Annotated in this window: 17 protein-coding genes; 13 read left to right on the forward strand and 4 right to left on the reverse strand. The window is 68.5% G+C overall.

What is annotated here, in order from left to right:
- The first annotated feature begins 141 nt into the window (after nucleotides 1-141).
- Nucleotides 142-300: a DUF3309 family protein gene (locus tag AB6807_RS06560; RefSeq protein ID WP_093122295.1), complete on the forward strand. Its 159-nt coding sequence runs from the start codon at nucleotides 142-144 to the stop codon at nucleotides 298-300.
- A gap of 81 nt (nucleotides 301-381) precedes the next feature.
- Here AB6807_RS06560 and hrpA read toward each other — a convergent pair whose 3' ends face one another.
- Nucleotides 382-4164, reverse strand: coding sequence for an ATP-dependent RNA helicase HrpA (hrpA, locus tag AB6807_RS06565; protein ID WP_371084160.1), 3783 nt, complete (start codon nucleotides 4162-4164; stop codon nucleotides 382-384).
- Between the two features lie 346 nt (nucleotides 4165-4510).
- Between hrpA and argA the strand changes: the two genes are divergently transcribed.
- Together argA and AB6807_RS06575 are read left to right on the forward strand one after the other, a co-directional pair.
- Nucleotides 4511-5857: an amino-acid N-acetyltransferase gene (gene argA, locus AB6807_RS06570; protein ID WP_116907571.1), complete on the forward strand. Its 1347-nt coding sequence runs from the start codon at nucleotides 4511-4513 to the stop codon at nucleotides 5855-5857.
- Between the two features lie 35 nt (nucleotides 5858-5892).
- Nucleotides 5893-6531 (forward strand): LysE family translocator, encoded by a 639-nt coding sequence (locus AB6807_RS06575; protein WP_371083949.1) that lies wholly within the window; start codon nucleotides 5893-5895, stop codon nucleotides 6529-6531.
- A gap of 35 nt (nucleotides 6532-6566) precedes the next feature.
- Here AB6807_RS06575 and AB6807_RS06580 read toward each other — a convergent pair whose 3' ends face one another.
- Nucleotides 6567-7574 (reverse strand): zinc-dependent alcohol dehydrogenase family protein, encoded by a 1008-nt coding sequence (locus AB6807_RS06580; protein ID WP_371083950.1) that lies wholly within the window; start codon nucleotides 7572-7574, stop codon nucleotides 6567-6569.
- A gap of 95 nt (nucleotides 7575-7669) precedes the next feature.
- Here AB6807_RS06580 and AB6807_RS06585 point away from each other — a divergent pair, with 95 nt between their 5' ends.
- The 8 genes from AB6807_RS06585 to AB6807_RS06620 all read left to right on the forward strand — a co-directional run bounded on the left by AB6807_RS06585 (nucleotide 7670) and on the right by AB6807_RS06620 (nucleotide 16754).
- On the forward strand, nucleotides 7670-8560 hold the full coding sequence (locus AB6807_RS06585) for a LysR family transcriptional regulator (protein ID WP_371083951.1): 891 nt from the start codon (nucleotides 7670-7672) through the stop codon (nucleotides 8558-8560).
- Between the two features lie 31 nt (nucleotides 8561-8591).
- Nucleotides 8592-9800: a succinyldiaminopimelate transaminase gene (gene dapC, locus AB6807_RS06590; protein ID WP_371083952.1), complete on the forward strand. Its 1209-nt coding sequence runs from the start codon at nucleotides 8592-8594 to the stop codon at nucleotides 9798-9800.
- Nucleotides 9801-9867: 67 nt separating this feature from the next.
- Nucleotides 9868-10701, forward strand: a complete 834-nt coding sequence (gene dapD / locus AB6807_RS06595; protein WP_371083953.1) for a 2,3,4,5-tetrahydropyridine-2,6-dicarboxylate N-succinyltransferase — start codon at nucleotides 9868-9870, stop codon at nucleotides 10699-10701.
- 64 nt (nucleotides 10702-10765) lie between these two features.
- Nucleotides 10766-11914, forward strand: a complete 1149-nt coding sequence (locus tag AB6807_RS06600; RefSeq protein ID WP_371083954.1) for a PilT/PilU family type 4a pilus ATPase — start codon at nucleotides 10766-10768, stop codon at nucleotides 11912-11914.
- A gap of 25 nt (nucleotides 11915-11939) precedes the next feature.
- Nucleotides 11940-13118, forward strand: coding sequence for a succinyl-diaminopimelate desuccinylase (gene dapE / locus AB6807_RS06605; protein ID WP_116907565.1), 1179 nt, complete (start codon nucleotides 11940-11942; stop codon nucleotides 13116-13118).
- Nucleotides 13115-14059 carry a 50S ribosomal protein L3 N(5)-glutamine methyltransferase gene (prmB, locus tag AB6807_RS06610; RefSeq protein ID WP_371083955.1) on the forward strand — a complete coding sequence of 315 codons (945 nt, stop codon included), beginning with the start codon at nucleotides 13115-13117 and terminating at the stop codon, nucleotides 14057-14059. Before dapE ends, prmB begins: the two co-directional genes overlap by 4 nt.
- A gap of 148 nt (nucleotides 14060-14207) precedes the next feature.
- Nucleotides 14208-16232, forward strand: a complete 2025-nt coding sequence (locus tag AB6807_RS06615; RefSeq protein WP_371083956.1) for an ABC-F family ATP-binding cassette domain-containing protein — start codon at nucleotides 14208-14210, stop codon at nucleotides 16230-16232.
- An 18-nt stretch (nucleotides 16233-16250) separates the two neighbouring features.
- Complete coding sequence (locus AB6807_RS06620) at nucleotides 16251-16754, forward strand: hypothetical protein (RefSeq protein WP_116907562.1); 504 nt, start codon at nucleotides 16251-16253, stop codon at nucleotides 16752-16754.
- A 187-nt stretch (nucleotides 16755-16941) separates the two neighbouring features.
- Here AB6807_RS06620 and AB6807_RS06625 read toward each other — a convergent pair whose 3' ends face one another.
- A complete protein-coding gene (locus AB6807_RS06625) occupies nucleotides 16942-17181 on the reverse strand; it encodes a transcriptional regulator (protein ID WP_371083957.1) in 240 nt (79 codons plus the stop codon).
- A gap of 92 nt (nucleotides 17182-17273) precedes the next feature.
- Here AB6807_RS06625 and AB6807_RS06630 point away from each other — a divergent pair, with 92 nt between their 5' ends.
- Nucleotides 17274-17966 carry a helix-turn-helix domain-containing protein gene (locus AB6807_RS06630; protein ID WP_371083958.1) on the forward strand — a complete coding sequence of 231 codons (693 nt, stop codon included), beginning with the start codon at nucleotides 17274-17276 and terminating at the stop codon, nucleotides 17964-17966.
- A gap of 198 nt (nucleotides 17967-18164) precedes the next feature.
- Here the strand turns inward: AB6807_RS06630 and AB6807_RS06635 are convergent, their stop codons facing one another.
- Nucleotides 18165-18725: a fasciclin domain-containing protein gene (locus AB6807_RS06635; protein WP_116907559.1), complete on the reverse strand. Its 561-nt coding sequence runs from the start codon at nucleotides 18723-18725 to the stop codon at nucleotides 18165-18167.
- A 337-nt stretch (nucleotides 18726-19062) separates the two neighbouring features.
- Between AB6807_RS06635 and AB6807_RS06640 the strand changes: the two genes are divergently transcribed.
- Nucleotides 19063-20607, forward strand: a complete 1545-nt coding sequence (locus AB6807_RS06640) for an efflux transporter outer membrane subunit (RefSeq protein ID WP_371083959.1) — start codon at nucleotides 19063-19065, stop codon at nucleotides 20605-20607.
- Nucleotides 20608-20620 lie beyond the last annotated feature (13 nt).

Genomic DNA, 20620 nt, shown 5'->3' on the forward strand with positions numbered 1-20620 from the left:
TCAGCGCCGACGGCTCCCGGCCCCGGCAATGACGCGGCGGTAGGACGTTGGCTGACCGCCGAAGGGGCCGCTCTCCGGCGATCCAGGCGACGGGGCGGGAGGAGCATCAAGGCTCATCACAACAACTGCCCTGGAGAAACCATGTCGCTCTCGTTCATTCTGCTGATCGTCCTGATCCTGATACTGATCGGCGCGCTGCCGAGCTGGGGTTACAGCCGGTCCTGGGGCTACGGACCCAGCGGCGGCGTCGGCCTGATCGTCGTCATCATCGTCATCCTGGTGCTCATGGGTCGCATATAGGCCCGGCGAGCAGCCCATGAAAAAGCCCGCGAAAGCGGGCTTTTTTTTGTTTGCGCGCGTCGGCATGAACAGCGCCGCTTCTCAGGCCTGCAACTGCCCCCACGCCTTGTCGAGCCGCTTCACGCTCACCGGCTGCGGCGTGCGCAGCTCCTGCGCGAAGAAGCTCACGCGCAGCTCCTCGAGCAGCCAGCGGAACTCGAGCATGCGGTCGTCCACCACGCCCTTGCGCTCGGCCACCAGGCGCCAGTAGCGCTGGTCCTGCGGCTTCAGCTCGGCCAGCTTGGCGGCGTCGCGCGCCGGGTCTGCGCGCAGCTTGTCCAGCCGCAGCACGATGGCCTTCAGGTAGCGCGCAAAGTGCTGCAGCTGCGTCCACGGCGCATCGGCGATGAAGCGCTTGCCGACCAGGCGCTGCAGCTGCTGTGCGGCGTCCTGCACGGCATCGGGCTGGATCTTGGTGTCCTTGATCTTGCGCGCGGCCGCGGCGTACTCCACCAGGATGGTCGAGGCCAGCCGCGCCACTTCGTTGGCGATCAGCGTGAGGCGGCCGCGGCCCTCCTCCAGCCGCTTCTTGAAAGCGAACTCGTCGGTGGGCAACGGCTCCTGCAGGAAGGCGCGGTCGATGGCCACGTCGATGATCTGCGTGCGCAGCTCTTCCGACGTGCCCAGCGGCATGTAGGCCACCGACATCTTCTGCAGGTCGGGGATGTTCTTCTCGAGGTACTTGAGCGCGTCTTTCAGCTGCAGCGCGAACAGCCGGCGCAGGCCTGCGCGGTGCTTGGCCGCGGCCACCGCGGGCTCGTCGAACACCTCGATGGTCACGGCGTCGCCCTCGTCGCGCAACGCCGGAAAGCCAATGAGCGACTGCGCGCCGCGGCGCACTTCCATCAGCTCGGGCAGCTCGCCGAAGGTCCAGGCCGTGTAGCGCTGGCCCGCGGGCAAGGCGGCCGGCGCGGGCGCGCTGGCGGCCTTGGCGGGCGCCTTCGCGCCCTCGTCGGATGCGTCGGCCTTCTTCTCGGGCGACGCCTTCACATTCAGCCCCGCCAGCGCCTGGAACGCGCCACGTGCCTGCGCGCCCAGCTCGGCCTTCAGCGCGCCCAGGTTGCGGCCCATACCCAGCTGGCGACCATGCTCGTCGACGACACGCAGGTTCATGAACAGGTGCGGCGCCAGCATGTCCAGCTTGAAGTCGGCGCGCTTCACGTCGATGCTTGTCATGTCGCGCACGCGCTTGAGCAGCACGTCGGTCAGCGAGCCGGTGCCGAACAGCTCGGGCTCTGACAGCGCCTCGGCCAGCTTGGTCGCCGACTCGGGCAGCGGCACCAGCCGCGAGCGCGGGCGCTGCGGCAGGCTCTTGAGCAGCGCCTGGATCTTGTCCTTGAGCATGCCCGTCACCAGCCACTCGCAGCGCTCCTCGCTCACCTGGTTCAGCACGAAAAGCGGCACGCTGACCGTGAGGCCGTCCTTCGCGTCGCCGGGTTCGTGCAGGTAGGTGGCGGCGCAGTCCACGCCGCCCAGGCGCAGCGTCGCCGGGAACGACTGCGTGGTGATGCCCGCCGCCTGGTGGCGCATGAGCTCTTCACGCGTGAGGAACAGCAGGCGCGGCTGCTCCTTCGTGGCCTGCCGGTACCAGTGCTCGAAGGTGATGCCGCTGGCCACGTCGGCGGGCAGCTGCGCGTCGTAGAAGGCGAAGATCAGCTCGTCGTCGACCAGCACGTCCTGCCGGCGCGACTTGTGCTCCAGCCCCTCGACCTCTCGCACCAGCTTGCGGTTGGCCTGCAGGAAGGGAAATTTCGTTTCCCACTGCCCGGCGACCAGCGCCTCGCGAATGAAGATCTCGCGCGCCGCCACCGGGTCGACCTTGGTGAAGTCGACGCGTCGCCCGCTGTACACCACCAGGCCGTACAGCGTGGCGCGCTCCAGCGCCGAGACCTGCGCGCCCTTTTTCTCCCAATGCGGGTCGAGCAGCTGCTTCTTCAGCAGGTGGCCGGCAATCTGCTCCAGCCACTGCGGCTCGATGTTGGCCACGCCGCGCCCGAAGAGCCGCGTGGTCTCCACCAGCTCGGCCGCGACGATCCAGCGGCCCGGCTTCTTCTTCAGGTGGGCGCCGGGGTGCTTGTAGAACTTGATGCCGCGCGCGCCCAGGTAGGCCTCGTCGTCTTCCAGCTTCCAGCCCACGTTGCCCAGCAGGCCGGCCAGCATCGACAGGTGCAGCGGCTCGTAGCCCGCGGGCTCGCTGTTGAGGCGCCACTTGTGCTCGGTGACGACCGTGAGCAGCTGCGAATGAATGTCGCGCCACTCGCGCACGCGGCGGATGTTGATGAAGTTCTGCCGCAGTAATTGCTCGTACTGGCGGTTGCTGAGCTTGTGGGTGTCGCCATGCCCGCCGCGTGCGTCGGCAATCCATTTCCACAGCCGCAGGTAGCCGCTGAACTCGCTCTTGTCGTCGTCGAACTTCGAATGCGCCTGGTCGGCCTGCTGCTGCGCTTCCATCGGCCGGTCGCGCACGTCCTGCACGCTCAGGGCCGACGCGATGACCAGCACTTCTTCGAGCGCGCCGCGCGAGCGGGCCTCCAGGATCATGCGGCCCACGCGCGGGTCCAGCGGCAGCCGCGACAGCTCGGCGCCGGTCTGCGTGAGCTCGTTGGCGTCGTCGACCGCGCCCAGTTCGTTGAGCAGCTGGTAGCCGTCGGCGATGGCGCGCGGCGACGGCGCCTCCAGGAACGGAAAGCGCGCCACGTCGCCCAGGCGCAGCGACTTCATGCGCAGGATGACGCCCGCGAGCGACGAGCGCAGGATTTCGGGGTCGGTGAAGCGCGGGCGGCCGTCGAAGTCTTTCTCGTCGTACAGCCGGATGCAGATGCCGTTCGCCACGCGCCCGCAGCGCCCGGCGCGCTGGTTGGCCGCGGCCTGGCTGATCGGCTCGACCAGAAGTTGCTCGACCTTGCTGCGAAAGCTGTAGCGCTTGACGCGCGCCGTGCCGGTGTCGATCACGTAGCGGATGCCCGGCACGGTGAGCGAGGTTTCGGCCACGTTGGTCGCCAGCACGATGCGCCGGCCGTTGTGGCTTTCGAAGATGCGGTCCTGCTCGGGCCCCGAGAGCCGCGCGAACAGCGGCAGCACCTCGGCGCTGCGAAACAGCGGCTGGTGGCTGACGTGGCGGCGCAGGTGGTCGGCGGCCTCGCGGATCTCGCGCTCGCCGGGCAGGAAGATCAGGATGTCGCCCGCGTTGTGCGGGTCGCGCCACAGCTCGTCGACCGCGTCGGCAATGGCGTCGTTCAGGTCGTGCTCGCGCGACTCCTCGAACGGCCGGTAGCGCTGCTCCACCGGAAAGGTGCGCCCCGACACCATGATGGTCGGCGCCGGGCCCTTGGCCGAGGCGAAGTGCTGCGCGAAGCGGTCGGCGTCGATGGTGGCCGAGGTGACGATCACCTTCAGGTCGGGCCGGCGCGGCAGGATCTCGCGCAGGTAGCCCAGCAGGAAGTCGATGTTCAGCGAGCGCTCGTGGGCCTCGTCGATGATGAGCGTGTCGTAGGCCTTCAGCAGCGGGTCGGTCTGCGTCTCGGCCAGCAGGATGCCGTCGGTCATGAGCTTCACCGAGGCGTCGCGGCTCAGCCGGTCCTGGAAGCGCACCTTGAAGCCGACCACGTCGCCCAGCGGCGTCTTCAGCTCCTCGGCGATGCGCTTGGCCACCGAGCTCGCGGCAATGCGGCGCGGCTGCGTGTGGCCGATGAGGCGGCCCTTGCCCGGCTCGGCGTTCAGCTTGCCGCGGCCCAGCGCGAGCGCGATCTTCGGCAGCTGCGTGGTCTTGCCCGAGCCCGTCTCGCCGCAGACGATCACGACCTGGTGCGCCTGGATGGCGGCCATGATCTCGTCGCGCCGGCCCGAGACGGGAAGCGATTCGGGGAACTCGATGCGCAACGGGGTCGAGCGTGCCGGAGGGGATGGCACTGGCGCCGATGGCGCCGGGGGTGCGGAAGGGGTCGTGGTCGTCAAGGGAAGGCAGTCTTCGGTCGGGAGCGTCCGGCATGCCGGGCATGCATGAAGGCGAACCGCGGATTATCGGCCCGCGCGGCCGAGCCCGTGTCGGCCCGCACGGCCGAGCCCGTGCTCTGGACGGGCAAGGCCGAGGCCGTGCGGGCTGCGGCGGCGCTCGGCCACAAGCAGCTCGAGGTCAGGCAAACGACGCGTCATGAATGCACAATCACGCCCCATGTCCACCGTCTTCAATTTCACCTTCGTGCCGTGGTTCCGCTCGGTCGCGCCCTACATCCACACGCATCGCGGTAAGACTTTCGTGGTCGGCCTCGCGGGCGAGGCGATCGCGGCGGGCAAGCTGCAGAACATCGCGCAAGACCTGGCTTTGATCCAGAGCATGGGCGTGAAGATCGTGCTGGTGCACGGCTTTCGCCCGCAGGTCAACGAGCAGCTCGCGGCCAAGGGCCACGAGGCGCGCTACTCGCACGGCATCCGCATCACCGACGAGGTCGCGCTCGACTCCGCGCAGGAGGCCGCCGGCCAGTTGCGCTACGAGATCGAGGCCGCCTTCAGCCAGGGCCTGCCGAACACGCCGATGGCCGGCTCCACGGTGCGGGTCATTTCGGGCAACTTCATCACCGCGCGCCCCGTGGGTGTGGTCGACGGGGTCGACTTCAAGCATTCGGGCCTGGTGCGCAAGGTCGATTCGGCCGGCATCCGCCGCACGCTGGACTTCGGCGCGATGGTGCTCATGTCGCCCTTCGGCTTCTCGCCCACCGGCGAGGCCTTCAACCTGACGATGGAAGAAGTGGCCACCAGCGTGGCCATCTCGATCCAGGCCGACAAGCTGATCTTCCTGACCGAGATCCCGGGCATCCGCATGGACAGCGAGCTGCCCGAAAGCGAAGACAACCCGATCGACACCGAGCTGCCGCTGGACGCCGCCGAGAAGCTGCTGGCCTCGCTGCCGCCCGCGCAGAAGCCGACGGACACCGCCTTCTACCTGCAGCACTGCGTGAAGGCCTGCAAGGCCGGCGTGGAGCGCAACCACATCCTTCCGTTCGCGCTGGACGGCTCGCTGCTGCTGGAGGTGTACGTGCACGACGGCGTGGGCACCATGGTGATCGACGAAAAGCTCGAAAGCCTGCGCGAAGCGTCGGTGGACGACATCGGCGGCATCCTGCAGCTCATCGAGCCTTTCGAGCGCGACGGTACGCTGGTCAAGCGCGACCGCACCGAGATCGAGCGCGATGTGGGCCACTACACGGTGATCGAGCACGACGGCGTGATCTTCGGCTGCGCGGCGCTCTACCCGTACCCCGAGGCCAAGACCGCCGAGATGGCGGCGCTGACCGTGTCGCCGCTGTCGCAGTCGCAAGGCGACGGCGAACGCATCCTGAAGCGCATCGAGCACCGCGCCAAGTCGATGGGGCTGGAAAGCATCTTCGTGCTCACCACGCGCACCATGCACTGGTTCCTGAAGCGCGGTTTCCAGCAGGTCAACCCCGACTGGCTGCCCGAGGCGCGCAAGCGCAAGTACAACTGGGACCGCAAGAGCCAGGTGCTCGTGAAGAAGATCTGAAGCACTTCTGACGCCCTCAAGAAGGAGACCGCCCGATGACGCTCGCCACCGCCCTGCTCTTCGCCCTCGTCGCCTTCGCCGCCATCGCCACGCCCGGCCCCACGGTGCTGCTGGCGCTGAGCAACGGCTCGCGCCACGGCGTGCGGCGCGCGCTGCCGGGCATGCTGGGGGCGGTGCTTTCTGACTTCGTGCTGGTCGGCGCGGTGGCCCTCGGCCTGGGCGCGCTGCTGGCGGCGTCGGAGTTCTGGTTCTCGATGCTCAAGTGGGTGGGCGCGGCGTACCTGGCGTGGCTGGGGCTGCGCATGCTGCGCTCCAGGGGCGGACTGCAACTGCCGCTCGCGGACGCCGCCGCATCGGTCACGGCGCACGAAAGCCGGCGCATCTTCTTCAAGTCCTTCTTCGTGGCGGTGACCAACCCGAAGGGCTACATCTTCTGCTCGGCGCTGCTCCCGCAGTTCATCGACCCGACGGCCGCGCAGGCGCCGCAGTACCTGGTGATTGCGCTGATCTTCGCGGCGCTCGACATGACGGTGATGCTGGCCTATGCCTTCGTCGGCGCCCGGGCGATCCGGCTGCTGACCGTGTCGGCCACGCGCTGGATCGACCGCGCCTGCGGCGGCATGCTGCTGGCGCTGGCCGGCTCGCTGGCGTTCTACCGGCGCAGCGCGGCCTGAACCAGCGGGCCTCGGGGGCGGTCCTCGGTCCTCGTTCAGGCCACGATGTCGACCACGATGCGGCCCTGGGCGTTGCCGGCTTCGATGGCCTCGTGCGCCGAAGTAGCCTGCGCCAGCGTGAAGCGGCGCGCATCCATCAGCGGCAGCAACCGGCCGGCTTCGGCCAGCCGGCTCGCCGCTTCCAGGATCTCGCCGTGGTGCGCCCGGCCGCGGCCCGTGATCATCGGCAGCAGCGTGAACACGCCCGAATAGGTCGCGGCACGGAACGACAGCGGCGCCAGCTTGTGGGTGCCCCAGCCCAGGCAGCTGACCACGTGGCCGCCGTAGCGGCGCGCGGCGCTGAAGGACGCGTCTAGCACCGCGCCGCCCACGGTGTCGTACACCACGTCGAAGCCCTCGCCGGCGGTGTGCTGCGCGACGTAGTCGTCCACCGAGGCCGTCGTGTAGTCGATCGGTGTTCCGCCCAGGCGGCGGATGGTCTCGGCCTGCGCGGGGCTGCCGGTGGCGAACACCCTGGCGCCCAGCGAATGCGCGAGCTGCACCGCCATGTGCCCGACGCCGCCCGCCCCGCCATGCACCAGCACCGTCTGGCCGGCCTGCGTCTTCGCGCGGTCCACCAGCCCTTCCCAGGCCGTGATGAACACCAGCGGAATGCCCGCGGCCTCGCGCATGCTGAGGTTGTGGGGCTTCAGCGCCAGCAGGTCGGCGCCGACCGCGGTGTATTCCGCGAGCGTGCCCTGCAGCCCGCCGATGCCGCCGGCCAGGCCGTAGACCTCGTCGCCGCGCCTGAACTTCTTCACGCCCGGGCCGAACGCCTCGACCACACCGGCCAGGTCCATGCCGAGCACCGAGGGAAGCGGCTGTTGCGCGTGGGCCGCCTGGCCGGCGCGGATCTTGGTGTCCAGCGGGTTCACACCGGCGGCGTGGATGCGCACCAGCACCTGGCCCTCGGTGGGCACGGGCCGGGTGAGTTCGGTGATGCGAAAGGGCTGGCCGGCGGCATCGAGCACGGCGGCGCGCATGGTGGGGAGAGACGTTGTCATGGCGGAATTCCTTGGTTGTGGTGAGTCGATGGATCGATTGTTCGATCAACACAACTGCAAGTAAATTGACATAAATGAAGTCTTATCATTCAAAAATGAATGACAACGCACAAGCTTCCAAGCCGCTGGCGCCGATGGAATGGAGCGACATCCGCGTGTTTCTCGCCATTGCCCGCACCGGTACGCTCATGGCGGCCGCGCGGCAAACCGGCCTGTCGCAACCCACCATGGGCCGCCGGCTGAAGGCGCTGGAGGCCAGCCTGTCGCTCACGCTGTTCCAGCGCACGCCGGACGGCTTCGTGCTCACGGCCGAGGGCGAATCGGTGCTCGGCCACGCGGAGCGCATGGAAGAACAGGCGCTGGCCTTCCAGCGCGAGCTCGCGGGCAGCGGGCAGCAGCTCGAAGGCTCGCTGCGGGTGTCGTCGTCGGACTGGTTCGGCGTGCATGTGCTGTCGCCGGTGCTGGCCGGGTTTCTCAAGCAGCATCCGGGCGTCAGCGTCGAGCTGCTCACCGACGCCCGCCTGCTGAACCTGGCGCGCCGCGAGGCCGACCTGGTGTTTCGCATCCAGCCCTTCGACGAGCCGTACATCCTGCAGCGCAAGCTGATGCACATGCGCTACGCCCTGTATGCCGCCATCGGCCAGCCGCATCCGGTGGCGGGCGACGGCGAAGGCAGCGTGCTGGTCACGCTCGACAGCGCGTACCGCGACTTTCCCGACATGGCCTGGCTGCGCCGCATGCTGCCCAAGGCCCGCACCGCGTTCGGCAGCAACAACCGCGAGGTACAGGCGCGCCTGTGCGCCGCCGGCATCGGCCTGGCCGTGCTGCCCGTGGCGCTGGGCGACGCCATGCCGGGGCTGGTGCGCGTGGACCTGGGCGAAGCGCCACCGGGGCGCGACGTGTGGCTGGGCTACCACCGCGACCTGCGGCGCCTGGCGCGGCTGCGCGCGCTGGTCGAGGCCACCACGCAGGCACTGGCGTCATGAGGGCGCCACCCCGTCGCCGATAATCCCGGGCATGAATCCCTTGCTCTCCAGGTTGCAGCCCTATCCCTTCGAGCGGCTGAAGCAACTGTTCGCGGGCGTCACGCCCAACCCCGAATTCCCCGCCATCAGCCTGGGCATCGGCGAACCCAAGCACGCCACACCGGCATTCATCAAGGAGGCGCTGAGCGCCAGCCTCGGCGCCCTGGCCGCCTACCCGGCCACCGCCGGCGACCTGAAGCTGCGCACCGCCTTCACCGACTGGCTGCGCACGCGCTACAGCCTGTCGCTCGACCCGGCCACGCAGGTGCTGCCCGTCAACGGGTCACGCGAGGCGCTGTTCTCGCTGGCGCAGACCGTGATCGACCCCACCGTGTCGCCCCCGCCGGTGGTGATTTCGCCCAACCCGTTCTATCAAATCTACGAAGGCGCGGCCCTGCTCTCGGGCGCCGAGCCGTACTACGTGCCGAGCGTGCCCGCGCGCAATTTCGCGGTCGACTGGGACAGCGTGCCCGAGGCCGTCTGGGCCCGCACGCAGCTGGTGTTCGTCTGCTCGCCCGGCAACCCCACGGGCGCGGTGATGGCGCTGGACGAGTGGAAGAAGCTCTTCGCGCTGTCGGACCGCCACGGCTTCGTGATCGCGGCCGACGAGTGCTACAGCGAAATCTATTTCCGCGACGAGCCGCCGCTGAGCGGCCTCGAGGCCTCGGTGCAACTGGGCCGGCCCGACTTCAGGAACCTGATCGCGCTGACCTCGCTGTCCAAGCGCAGCAACGTGCCCGGCCTGCGCAGCGGCTTCGTGGCCGGCGACGCGGCCATCATCAAGAAGTTCCTGCTCTACCGCACCTACCACGGCAGCGCCATGAGCGGCACCGTGGGCGCGGCCAGCATCGCGGCCTGGGGCGACGAGGCCCATGTGGTGGAGAACCGCGCCAAGTACCGCGCCAAGTTCGCGGCCGTCACGCCGCTGCTGGAGCCGGTGCTCGACGTGCGCCTGCCCGACGCCAGTTTCTACCTCTGGGCCGGCGTGCCCGAAGTGTGGGCTGGCGACGACGAGGCCTTCGCCCGCGCGCTCTACGCTCAATACAATGTCACGGTTTTGCCGGGGAGCTATCTGGCGCGCGACACCGACCACAGCGCCAACCCCGGCCGGGGCCGCATCCGCATGGCGCTGGTGGCTGAAACGGCCGAATGCGTCGAGGCGGCCGAGCGCATCGTGCGGTTCGTCAAGGACGGCCGCTGAACCCACGGGCCCACCGGTTGGCCGTTCCGTTTTCCCCTGCACCCATTTTTCACCCGAGACTTTCTCCATGACCCAGCAACTGCAACAAATCATCGACGCCGCGTGGGAAGACCGCGCCAACATCTCGATCTCCGCCGCCCCTGCCGAAGTGCGCGACGCCGTGGAGCACGTGATCACCGAGCTCAACAACGGCAAGCTGCGCGTGGCCACCCGTGAAAGCGTGGGCAAGTGGACGGTGCACCAGTGGATCAAGAAGGCCGTGCTGCTGTCGTTCCGCCTGAAGGACAACGAGCAGATCCAGGCCGGCTCGCTCGGCTTCTACGACAAGGTGCCCACCAAGTTCTCGCACCTGTCGGCCAACGAGCTGAAGGAATCGGGCGTGCGCATCGTGCCGCCGGCCGTGGCCCGCCGCGGCAGCTTCATCGCCAAGGGCGCGATCCTGATGCCCTCGTACGTGAACATCGGCGCCTACGTGGGCGAAGGCACCATGGTCGACACCTGGGCCACCGTGGGTTCGTGCGCGCAGGTTGGTGCCAACGTGCACCTGTCGGGCGGCGTGGGCCTGGGCGGCGTGCTCGAGCCCCTGCAGGCCAACCCGACCATCATCGAGGACAACTGCTTCATCGGCGCGCGCTCCGAAGTGGTCGAAGGCGTGATCGTCGAAGAAAACTCGGTGCTGGGCATGGGCGTGTACCTGGGCCAGAGCACCCCGATCTTCAACCGCGACACCGGCGAAATCTCGTACGGCCGCGTGCCGGCCGGCAGCGTGGTCATCAGCGGCAACCTGCCCAAGAAGACCAAGTCGGGCCAGGACTACAGCAGCTACGCCGCGATCATCGTGAAGACGGTCGACGCGCAAACGCGCTCCAAGACCAGCCTGAACGACCTGCTGCGCGACTGATCGCGCCGCGCTCGGCGCAATCGCTTTTCCCCAGAGAACAACAGCACCCCGAGGAGAGAGACCGATGAACATGATGGAGCGGATTCTTCGCCTGATGGCCGAACGCAAGGCGTCGGACATCTACCTCTCGGCTCACTCCCCGGTGCTGATCCGCATCAACGGCAACTGCGTGCCCATCAACGCGCAAGTGCTGCCGCCCTCGGCACCGCTGGCCCTGCTGGCCGAAGTGGTGCCCGCCGCGCGCATCCAGGAACTGGAAAGCACCGGCGAACTGAACATGGCCGTCGCACTCGAAGGCGCCGGCAACTACCGCGTGAGCGCCATGCGCCAGCGCGGCAGCTACGCGGTGGTGGTGCGCCACATCAGCGGCACCATTCCGAGCTTTTCCGAACTGAACCTGCCCGACATCCTGAAGACGCTCATCATGGAAAAGCGCGGGCTGATCCTGATGGTGGGCGCCACCGGCGCCGGCAAGACCACCACGCTGGCCTCGATGCTGGACTACCGCAACGAGAACGCCAGCGGCCACATCCTCACGGTCGAGGAGCCGATCGAGTACACCTTCACCAACAAGAAATCGGTGGTGAACCAGCGCGACGTGGGCAGCGACACCGACTCGATGCACATCGCGCTGAAGAACGCGCTGCGCCAGGCGCCCGACGTGATCCAGATCGGCGAAATTCGCGACCGCGAGACCATGACGGCCGCCATCGCCTATGCGCAGTCTGGCCACCTGTGCGTGGCCACGCTGCACGCCAACAACAGCTACCGCGCGCTCAACCGCATCCTGAGCTTCTACCCGGTCGAGGTGCGCTCCACCCTGCTGGGCGACCTGGGCGGCGCGCTGCGCGCCATCGTGTCGCAGCGCCTGCTGCGCACGCCCGCCGGTGCGCGCGTGCCGGCGCTGGAGGTGCTGCTGAACACCGCGCTGGTGGCCGAGCTGATCGAAAAAGGCGACTTCTCCGCCGTCAAGGAGGCCATGGAGAAGTCGATGGCCGAAGGCTCGCAGACCTTCGAGGAAGACATTGCCCGCCTCGTCATCGACGAGCGCGTGAGCCGCGAAGAAGGCCTGGCCCAGGCCGACTCGCCCACCAACCTCATGTGGCGCCTGCAGAACCGCGCCGCACCCAAGCAGCAAGTCGACGACCGCGCCCTGACGGACCAGGTCGACGAACCCACCTTTACCGACATCACGCTCGACGTGAAGTTCTGAACACCGCCTTTGCGGCTTTTTTTCGATGTCCCGTACCCTCCAGCTCGCCGAACAACTCATCTCGCGCCCCTCCGTCACCCCGGACGACGCGGGCTGCCAACAGATCCTCGGCGAGCGGCTGGCGGCACTGGGCTTCACGCTGGAGACCATCGAGAGCGGCCCGGCCGACTTTCGCGTGACCAACCTGTGGGCGGTGCGCCGCCCCGCGAACGGTGCGGCCGCAACCAGGACGCTCGTGTTCGCCGGCCACACCGACGTGGTGCCCACCGGCCCGGTCGAGCAATGGACCAGCCACCCCTTCACGCCCACGCACCGCGACGGCAAGCTGTACGGGCGCGGCGCCTGCGACATGAAGACCTCGGTGGCGGCCTTCGTGGTGTCCATCGAGGAGTTCCTGCAGGCCGTGCCTGAGCCCCGGCTCACGCTCGCGCTGCTGCTCACCAGCGACGAGGAAGGCCCCGGCGTCGACGGCACCGTGGTGGTGTGCAACGCGCTGGCCGCGCGCGGCGAGGTGATCGACTACTGCATCGTCGGCGAACCAACCGCGGTGGAGCGCTGCGGCGACATGATCAAGAACGGCCGCCGCGGCACCATGAGCGGCAAGCTCACGGTGAAGGGCGTGCAGGGCCACATCGCCTACCCGCACCTGGCGAAGAACCCGGTGCATTCGGTGGCGCCCGCGCTGGCCGAACTGGTGGCGCTGAACACCGCCGGCGGCTGGGACGCGGGCAACGCCTACTTCCAGCCGACCAGCTGGCAGATCAGCAATTTCCATTCGGGCACGGGCGCGAGCAACGTGATTCCGGGCAGCGCGGTGATCGACTTCAACTTCCGCTTCTCGACCGAGTCGACTCCCGAGTCGCTGCAGCAGCGCGTGCATGCCGTGCTCGACGCGCACCAGGTCGACTACACGCTGGCCTGGACCATCGGCGGCCTGCCCTTCCTGACGACGCCCGGCGAGCTGGTCAGCGCCGTGCAGGGCGCCATCCGTGAAGAAACCGGCATCGAGACCGAGCTGTCGACCAGCGGCGGCACCAGCGACGCGCGCTTCATCGCCAAGATCTGCAAGCAGGTGGTGGAGCTGGGCCCGGTGAACGCCAGCATCCACAAGATCGACGAGCACATCGAGGTGGCCGAGATCGAGACGCTGAAGAACATCTACGTGCGCACGCTCAAGCAGCTCGATGCTGCGCTCGCGGCATGAGTACCGTCATCGCACTGATCGAGGCCGGCGCCAAGCGGCTCGAGGACGCCGGCGTGGCCTTCGGCCACGGCACCGCCAATGCCTTCGACGAAGCCGCCTGGCTGGTGCTGTGGCGCCTGAAGCTGGCGCTGGACGACATCGACGCCGTGGCCGACACCCCGGTGTCGCCCGCCGACGCCGCCAAGGTGAGCGCGCTGATCGACGAACGCATCGCCACGCGCAAACCCGCCGCCTACCTCACGAAGGAGGCCTGGCTGCAGGGCGTTTCGTTCTACGTGGACGAGCGCGCCATCGTGCCGCGCAGCTTCATCGCCGAGCTGATTGCGGACGGCAGCATCGACTACTGGCTCGGCGAGCACACGCAGCGCGTGCTCGACCTGTGCACCGGCAACGGCAGCCTGGCCGTGCTGGCCGCCCTGACCTACCCGGACGTGACCGTGGCCGCGGCCGACCTGTCGGTGGAGGCGCTCGAGGTGGCGGCCATCAACGTAACCCGCCACCGGCTGGACGCGCGCGTCACGCTGATCGAATCTGACGGCCTGAAGAACGTGCCCGGCACCTACGACCTGGTGCTGTGCAACCCGCCCTACGTGAACAGCGAGAGCATGGCCGCCCTGCCCGCCGAATACCGCGCCGAGCCCGAACTGGCGCTCGCCGGCGGCAGCGACGGCATGGATTTCGTGCGCCAGCTGTTCGCCGACGCGCCCGCCCACATGAGCGAGCAGGCCGTGCTGGTGCTTGAAATTGGCAACGAGCGCGATTATTTCGAGGCCGCGTTCCCGCAGCTCGAGGTGGTGTGGCTGGAAACTTCGGCGGGCGAGGACCAGGTCTTGCTTGTGACCCGCGCTGCGTTGAACACACTGAGCGCACCGGGCGCACCGACCACGCCACCCAAGTCGACCACGTCGCCCACGCCGAAGGCCGGCGCCGGCACGCGTTAGCGCCGCCCGCCCAAGCCCCCCTGCCGGTTGCCTTGCCGCGGTCTACAGCCGCGGCTTTCCAGTTTTCCGGGCGATGTCCCCGCGCCTTTGCCCCTTTTCGCCGGGGCCAAAAGTCCGGGCGGGATAATCGCCCCTACGGTTCCTCTTCATGATCACTCTCAAAAACGTCATTCTTCGCCGCAGCGCCAAGAAACTCCTCGACGGCGCCACCGTCAATCTCAACCCGGGCGAAAAGGTCGGCCTCGTGGGGCGCAACGGGGCGGGCAAGTCGTCGCTGTTCGCGCTCTTCAACGGCTCGCTGCACGAGGACGGGGGCGACTTCTACGTGCCCAAGCAGTGGCGCATGGCCCAGGTGGCGCAGGACATGCCTGAAACCGACGAATCGGCGACCGAATTCGTGGTTGGTGGCGACACCCGGCTGACCGAGCTGCGCGCCACGCTCGCCTCCATCGAGGCCGCCTACGAAGCCAACCCGGAAGACGCCGACATCGGCATGGAACTGGCGCACGCCTACACCGACCTGGCCGATGCCGGCGAGCACGACGCCGTGCCGCGCGCGCAGGCGCTGATCCTCGGGCTGGGCTTCAAGGCGCACGAGCTCGACGGTGCCGTCAACAGCTTCTCGGGCGGCTGGCGCATGCGTCTGCAGCTGGCCCGCGCGCTGATGTGCCCGAGCGACCTGCTGCTGCTCGACGAACCCACCAACCACTTGGACCTGGACGCGCTCGTCTGGCTCGAGGCCTGGCTGCAGAAGTACGCCGGCACCATGATCGTCATCAGCCACGACCGCGAGTTTCTCGACGCCGTGACCGACGTGACCCTGCACATCGCCAACGCCCAGCTCACCCGCTACGGCGGCAACTACAGCAAGTTCGAGGACATGCGCGCCCTGCAGATGGAGCAGCAGCAGGTCGCGTTCAGCAAGCAGCAGGACAAGATCGCCCACCTGCAGAAGTTCATCGACCGCTTCAAGGCCAAGGCCAGCAAGGCCAAGCAGGCGCAAAGCCGCGTGAAGGCGCTGGAGCGCATGGAGCGGGTCGCGCCGCTGCTGGCCGAGGCCGACTTCACCTTCGAGTTCAAGGAGCCGGGCAACATTCCGAACCCGATGCTGTCGATTGCCAACGCCAGCTTCGGCTACAAGCCCGAAGGCGACGCGGAAGGCGAAGCGCCCAAGACCATCCTGCGCGGCGTGAGCCGCTCGGTGCTGGCGGGCCAGCGCATCGGCATCCTGGGCGCCAACGGCCAGGGCAAGTCGACGCTGGTGAAGACCATCGCGCGCGAAATGGGCGCGCTGGCCGGCGAAGTCACCGAGGGCAAGGGCCTGAACATCGGCTACTTCGCGCAGCAGGAACTCGACGTGCTGCGCCCGCAGGACAACCCGCTCGAGCACATGGTGCGCATGGCGCGCGAACTGGGCAGCGCGGTGAAGGAAGCCACGGGCGAGCAGGCGCTGCGCGGCTACCTGGGCAGCTTCAACTTCAGCGGCGACATGGTCAAGCAGCCCGTGGGCACCATGAGCGGCGGCGAAAAGGCGCGCCTGGTGCTGGCCATGATGGTGTGGCAGCGCCCCAACCTGCTGCTGCTGGACGAGCCCACCAACCATTTGGACCTGGCCACCCGCGAAGCCCTGGCCGTGGCGCTCAACGAGTTCGAAGGCACGCTGATGCTGGTGAGCCACGACCGTGCGCTGCTGCGTTCGGTGTGCGACGAGTTCTGGCTCGTGGGCCGCGGCGTGGTCGCCGACTTCGACGGCGACCTGGACGACTACCAGCGCTACCTGCTCGACGAGGCCAAGCGCATGCGCGAAGAGGCCAAGGTCGCGACGCGCGAAGCCGGCGCGGCCACGGTCGCGGCCGCCGCTGCCGCGGCAGCACCCGCGGCGGCTGCAGCGGCTGCAGCGCCCGCTCCCCAGCAGCGCAAGCAGGACGCCCAGGAGCGCCAGCAGCGCAGCGAGCAGGCCAAGCCGATCAAGCGCGAAATCGCCCAGATCGACGAACGCATGGCCGCCGCCACCACCGAGCGCACCGCGCTCGAGGCGCGCATGAGCCAGCCGCTGCCTTCCGCCGAGATTGCCGAAGCCGGCAAGCGGCTGAAGGCCCTGAACGACGAAATCGGCCGCCTCGAAGAGCGCTGGCTGGCCCTGTCGGACCAGCTGGAAACGCTCGCGGCCTGAACCTGAAAAGGGCATTGCATGCCGTCAGCCATCGAACTTGCCGGAGGCGATGAAAAGCTCATTGCCGCGGTGCACCGCAGCCGCCGGCTCATCGGCCGCAAGGCCTTGATGGCGGCCGCGGCCAGCGCCGTGCCGCTGCCCGGCATCGACTGGGCGGCCGACGCGGCGCTGCTGTCGCGGCTGGTGCCGCAGATCAGCGCGGAGTTCGGGCTGTCGGTCACCCAGGTCGAAAAGCTCGCGCCGCAGCAGCGCGAGCGCATCCAGAAGGCGGCCACCACGGTGGGCGCCCTGCTGGTGGGCCGGCTCGTGACGCGCGACCTGCTGATTCGCCTGGCCAAGCACGCAGGCGTGCGCCTGACCGCCAAGCAGGCGACCAAGTACGTGCCCATTGCCGGGCAGCTGGTGTCGGCCGCGCTCGGCTATGCGGCCTTGCGCGCGCTGGGCGAGCAGCACATCAAGGATTGCGTGCGCGTCAGCGCCACGCTCGCCCTCGCGCCGCCCGAACCGCACGCGCGCGCCTGAGCGCCTCGCGGTCGAACAGCACCTGCGCCGCCCAGGCGGCACCGGCCAGGCCGAAGCAGGCCGCTCCGGTCACCGTTGGCCTCGCGGCCAGCAACCCGTAGACCAGCCCGCTGCAAGACAGCAGCGCCAACAGCGCGCACAAGACGCGGTCGAGCCACAGGCCCCGTGAAACGGCGAGGCGCACCCGTCAGTCATTGGGCGATGGAACCCCGAACGCGGGCGCCGGCCGCAGCGCCTGCTCCTTCTGCTCCTTGATCTGCGACTCGTAGGCTGTCAGCAAGGCCACGTAGTGGCGCGACATGACGTCGTTCACCCGTCCCAGGCCGATCTTGCTGACCGTCGGTTGTGGAATTCCAGTTTTCTGCTGGATCTGCTTCTGCGTGAGCCCCATGGCTCTCAACGCCAGTACCAACTCGCGTGGTTTCATGGCCGTCCTCCCTTTTTTTCATATTCTAGAGTCGAATTGGAATATTCTCATGGGCTTAAATCCACGCCATGGAGAGCATAGGAAAACGCGCATTGGCAGCGCGCAAAAACGCCAACATGACGCAGAAGCAGGCCCAGGCCGCCTCGGGCGTCAACCAGTCGAGCATTTCGAAGATCGAGCGTGGCGACACGGTCCGGTCGGCGAACATGCTGGCGCTCGCACGCGCCTACGGGGCCGATCCGCACTGGCTGGACTCGGGCGACGGCCCGCCGCCCTGGGACCCGGCCTACATCGCGCATGCGCGCTACCTGCTCAACGAACCGACGGGCCCGTACCGCGTGTCGCACATACCGCCGGTGAGCCCCGCGTTCAACCCGAACACGCCGGGCACGGTGCCGGTCATCACATGGGAAGACGCAGGCCATTGGGGCGTGCGCCCGGCGTCGCAGCAGAGCAAGCCCGAGCGCTGGATTCCCTGCATCGCGCACCACAGCCTGGACACCTACGCGCTGCGCATGCGCGGCAACAGCATGACCGCCAACAACGGCCAGCTGAAGAGCTATCCGCCGGGTTCGCTGGTGTTCGTCGATACGCGGCTGAAGACACCCGAGGACGGCCAACGCATCATTGCCCGCATCGACGAAACGAGCGAGGTGACCTGCAAGGTGTTCAAGCACGAGGACGGCAAGCGCTGGCTGCTGCCGTTGAACCCCCGGCACGACCCGATTCGCGATGCGTTCACCGTGCTGGGCACGGTCATCGGCAAATGGGAAGACGAGGACTGAAAAAGCGAGAGGAAGAGCGGCGCGCCAGTGTCGCAAAAAATCTTCCGCAAATTCCAGGAGGTCAGGTTGCGTGCAGGTTCACAAGCGATATTCAAGTCTCTCCCTGTGGCCTGCAATCCTCTGATCCTCCCTCCTCCAGCAGGTCACCTTCCAGCCCGCCTCGTGCGGGCTGTTTTTTTGGGCGACCCGCCAGGAAGATCACTTGGGCAGCAGCACCTTGTTGACCACGTGGATCACGCCGTTCGACTGGTACACGTTGGGAATCGTCACCGTGGCGGTGCCGCCCTTCTCGTCCGTCAGCGTGATCTTGCCGCCCTTTTCCTTGGCCACCAGCACGCCGCCGGCCACGGTCTTCAGCTCGGCGGAACCCTTGCCGGCCTTGATCTCCTTCTTCAGTTCCTTCGCGTCGAGCTTGCCGGCCACCACGTGGTAGGTCAGCACGCCGGTCAGGGCGTCCTTGCTCTCGGGCTTGAGCAGCGTGTCGACGGTGCCGGCCGGCAGCGCGGCGAAGGCGGCGTTGGTCGGGGCGAACACGGTGAACGGACCCGGGCCCTTCAGCGTGTCGACCAGGCCCGCGGCCTTCACGGCGGCGACCAGCGTGGTGTGGTCCTTGGAGTTGACGGCGTTGTCGATGATGTCCTTGGTCGGCAGCATCGGCGCGCCGCCCACCATGACAGACGCTGCAAGCGCCGAATAAGCGCCGGCGGACAGCGCGACGGCGAGGGAAACGGCGGCGATGCGATTGAATTTGATCTGCATGGAAATGCTCCTGGGTTGAAGGGGCCGCGGCAAGAATCGCCACGGTTGCGATCAATACGGCCCCCCGCGGGGAACAGATTCGGCGGCCGGCAAAAGAAAAACCGGCGCGCGTTTGGCGCCCTGCCCGTGCACTTCGCGCCGAGTAATACCAATTTCGTCGCATCGGCCTCGCGGCAAGGGTGGCGACCGGCGACATTCGGAAACAAGTCACGCATCCGGGCCGTTCCGGGTGTACAACCCCTGCCCCATGCCACATCGAAAAAACCAAGCGTTGGAGGATTCACCCTTTTCGCTGCGCGCGGCGCCCGTGCGCCGACGCCCTGGGTGGCCCATTCCTTTGATTCCCGCAGCCATGCAGGGCGCCGTGCTCGGTGCCTCGCTGCTGCTGGGCGGCTGCGCGGTCGGCCCCGATTTCAAGACACCCGATCTGCCGCCCGCCGCCCAGGGCGCCGACTACACGCCCGCTCCCATGCCCGCGCGCACCGCGCAGTCGGACGTGCCGGGCGGCCGGTCGCAGGCGCTGCTGCCGGGCCGTGACATCCCCGCGCAGTGGTGGGACGTGTTCCATTCGGAGCCGCTCGACCAGTTGATTCGCGCCTCGCTCGCGCAGAGCCCCACGCTCGCGTCGGCCCAGGCCGCGCTGCGCCAGGCCGAAGCGACTTACGACGCCAAGTCGGGCAACCTGCTGTGGCCGCAGGTCACGGGGCAGCTCGGCGCGCAGCGCGAGCGCGCGTCGGAAGTCAGCACGCAGGTGCCCGGCGGCCAGCTGCTCACGCTGTACAACGCATCGGTCAACGTCAGCTACAACCTCGACGTGTTCGGCGGCTCGCGCAGGCAACTCGAAGGCGCGCAGGCGGCCATCGAGGCGCAGCGCTACCAGGTGGAGGCGACGTACCTCACGCTCACGTCCAACCTGGTGACCACGGCCATCCGCGAGGCCTCGCTGCGCGCGCAGCTGCAGGCCGCGCTCGAGGTGCTGCAGGCGCAGCGCGACCAGCTCAACGTGATCGAAAAGCAGTTCGACACCGGCGCCATTCCCAAGTCGATCGTGCTGCAGCAGCGCACGCAGGTGGCGCAGACCACGGCCACGCTGCCACCCATCGAGAAGGCGCTGGCGCAAACGCGCCACCAGCTCGCGGTGTTCGCGGGCCGGTTGCCTTCGGAGGCGGGCCTGCCCGAGTTCGACCTGGCCAGCCTCTCGCTGCCCGACAGCCTGCCGCTGTCGCTGCCTTCCGAGCTCGCGCGCCAGCGGCCCGACGTGCGCGCCAGCGAGGCACAGCTGCACCAGGCCAGCGCGGCGGTCGGCGTGGCCACGGCCAACCTCTACCCGCAGATACAGCTGAGCGCCAGCTACGGCAACGCAGCGCTGCGCGCGCGCGACCTGTTCACCGGCCCGACCACGCTGTGGAACATCGGCGCCGGGCTCACGCAGCCGATCTTCAACGGCGGCGCCCTGCGCGCGCAGCAGCGCGCGGCGGTGGCGGCCTACGACTCGGCCGCGGCGCAGTACCGCAACACCGTGCTGGGCGCCTTCCAGAACGTGGCCGACGCGCTGCGCGCGCTCGAGCTCGATGCCACCGCGCTGCAGACGCAGGCCACGGCCGAGTCGCTGGCCCGGCAGTCGCTGGACCTGTCGACCGCGCAGTTCCGCGCGGGCGCCGTGAGCTACGTGACCTTGCTGACCGCGCAGCAGGCCTGGCTGCAGACCCACACCGCGCTGGTGCAGGCGCAGGCCGCGCGCTATGCCGACACGGCCGCCCTGTTCCAGGCGCTGGGCGGCGGCTGGTGGAACCGCGGCGCGCTGGCCGATGCGGTGATCGCACCGGGCCAGGCCGCAGCGCCACCGTTGCCCTTGCCTGAACAGGCTGCGGCCAAGAACTGAACACCTCCACAAA

Origin of the sequence: Variovorax sp. RCC_210 (assembly GCF_041355175.1) — a bacterium.
Taxonomy (GTDB): Bacteria; Pseudomonadota; Gammaproteobacteria; order Burkholderiales; family Burkholderiaceae_C; genus Variovorax.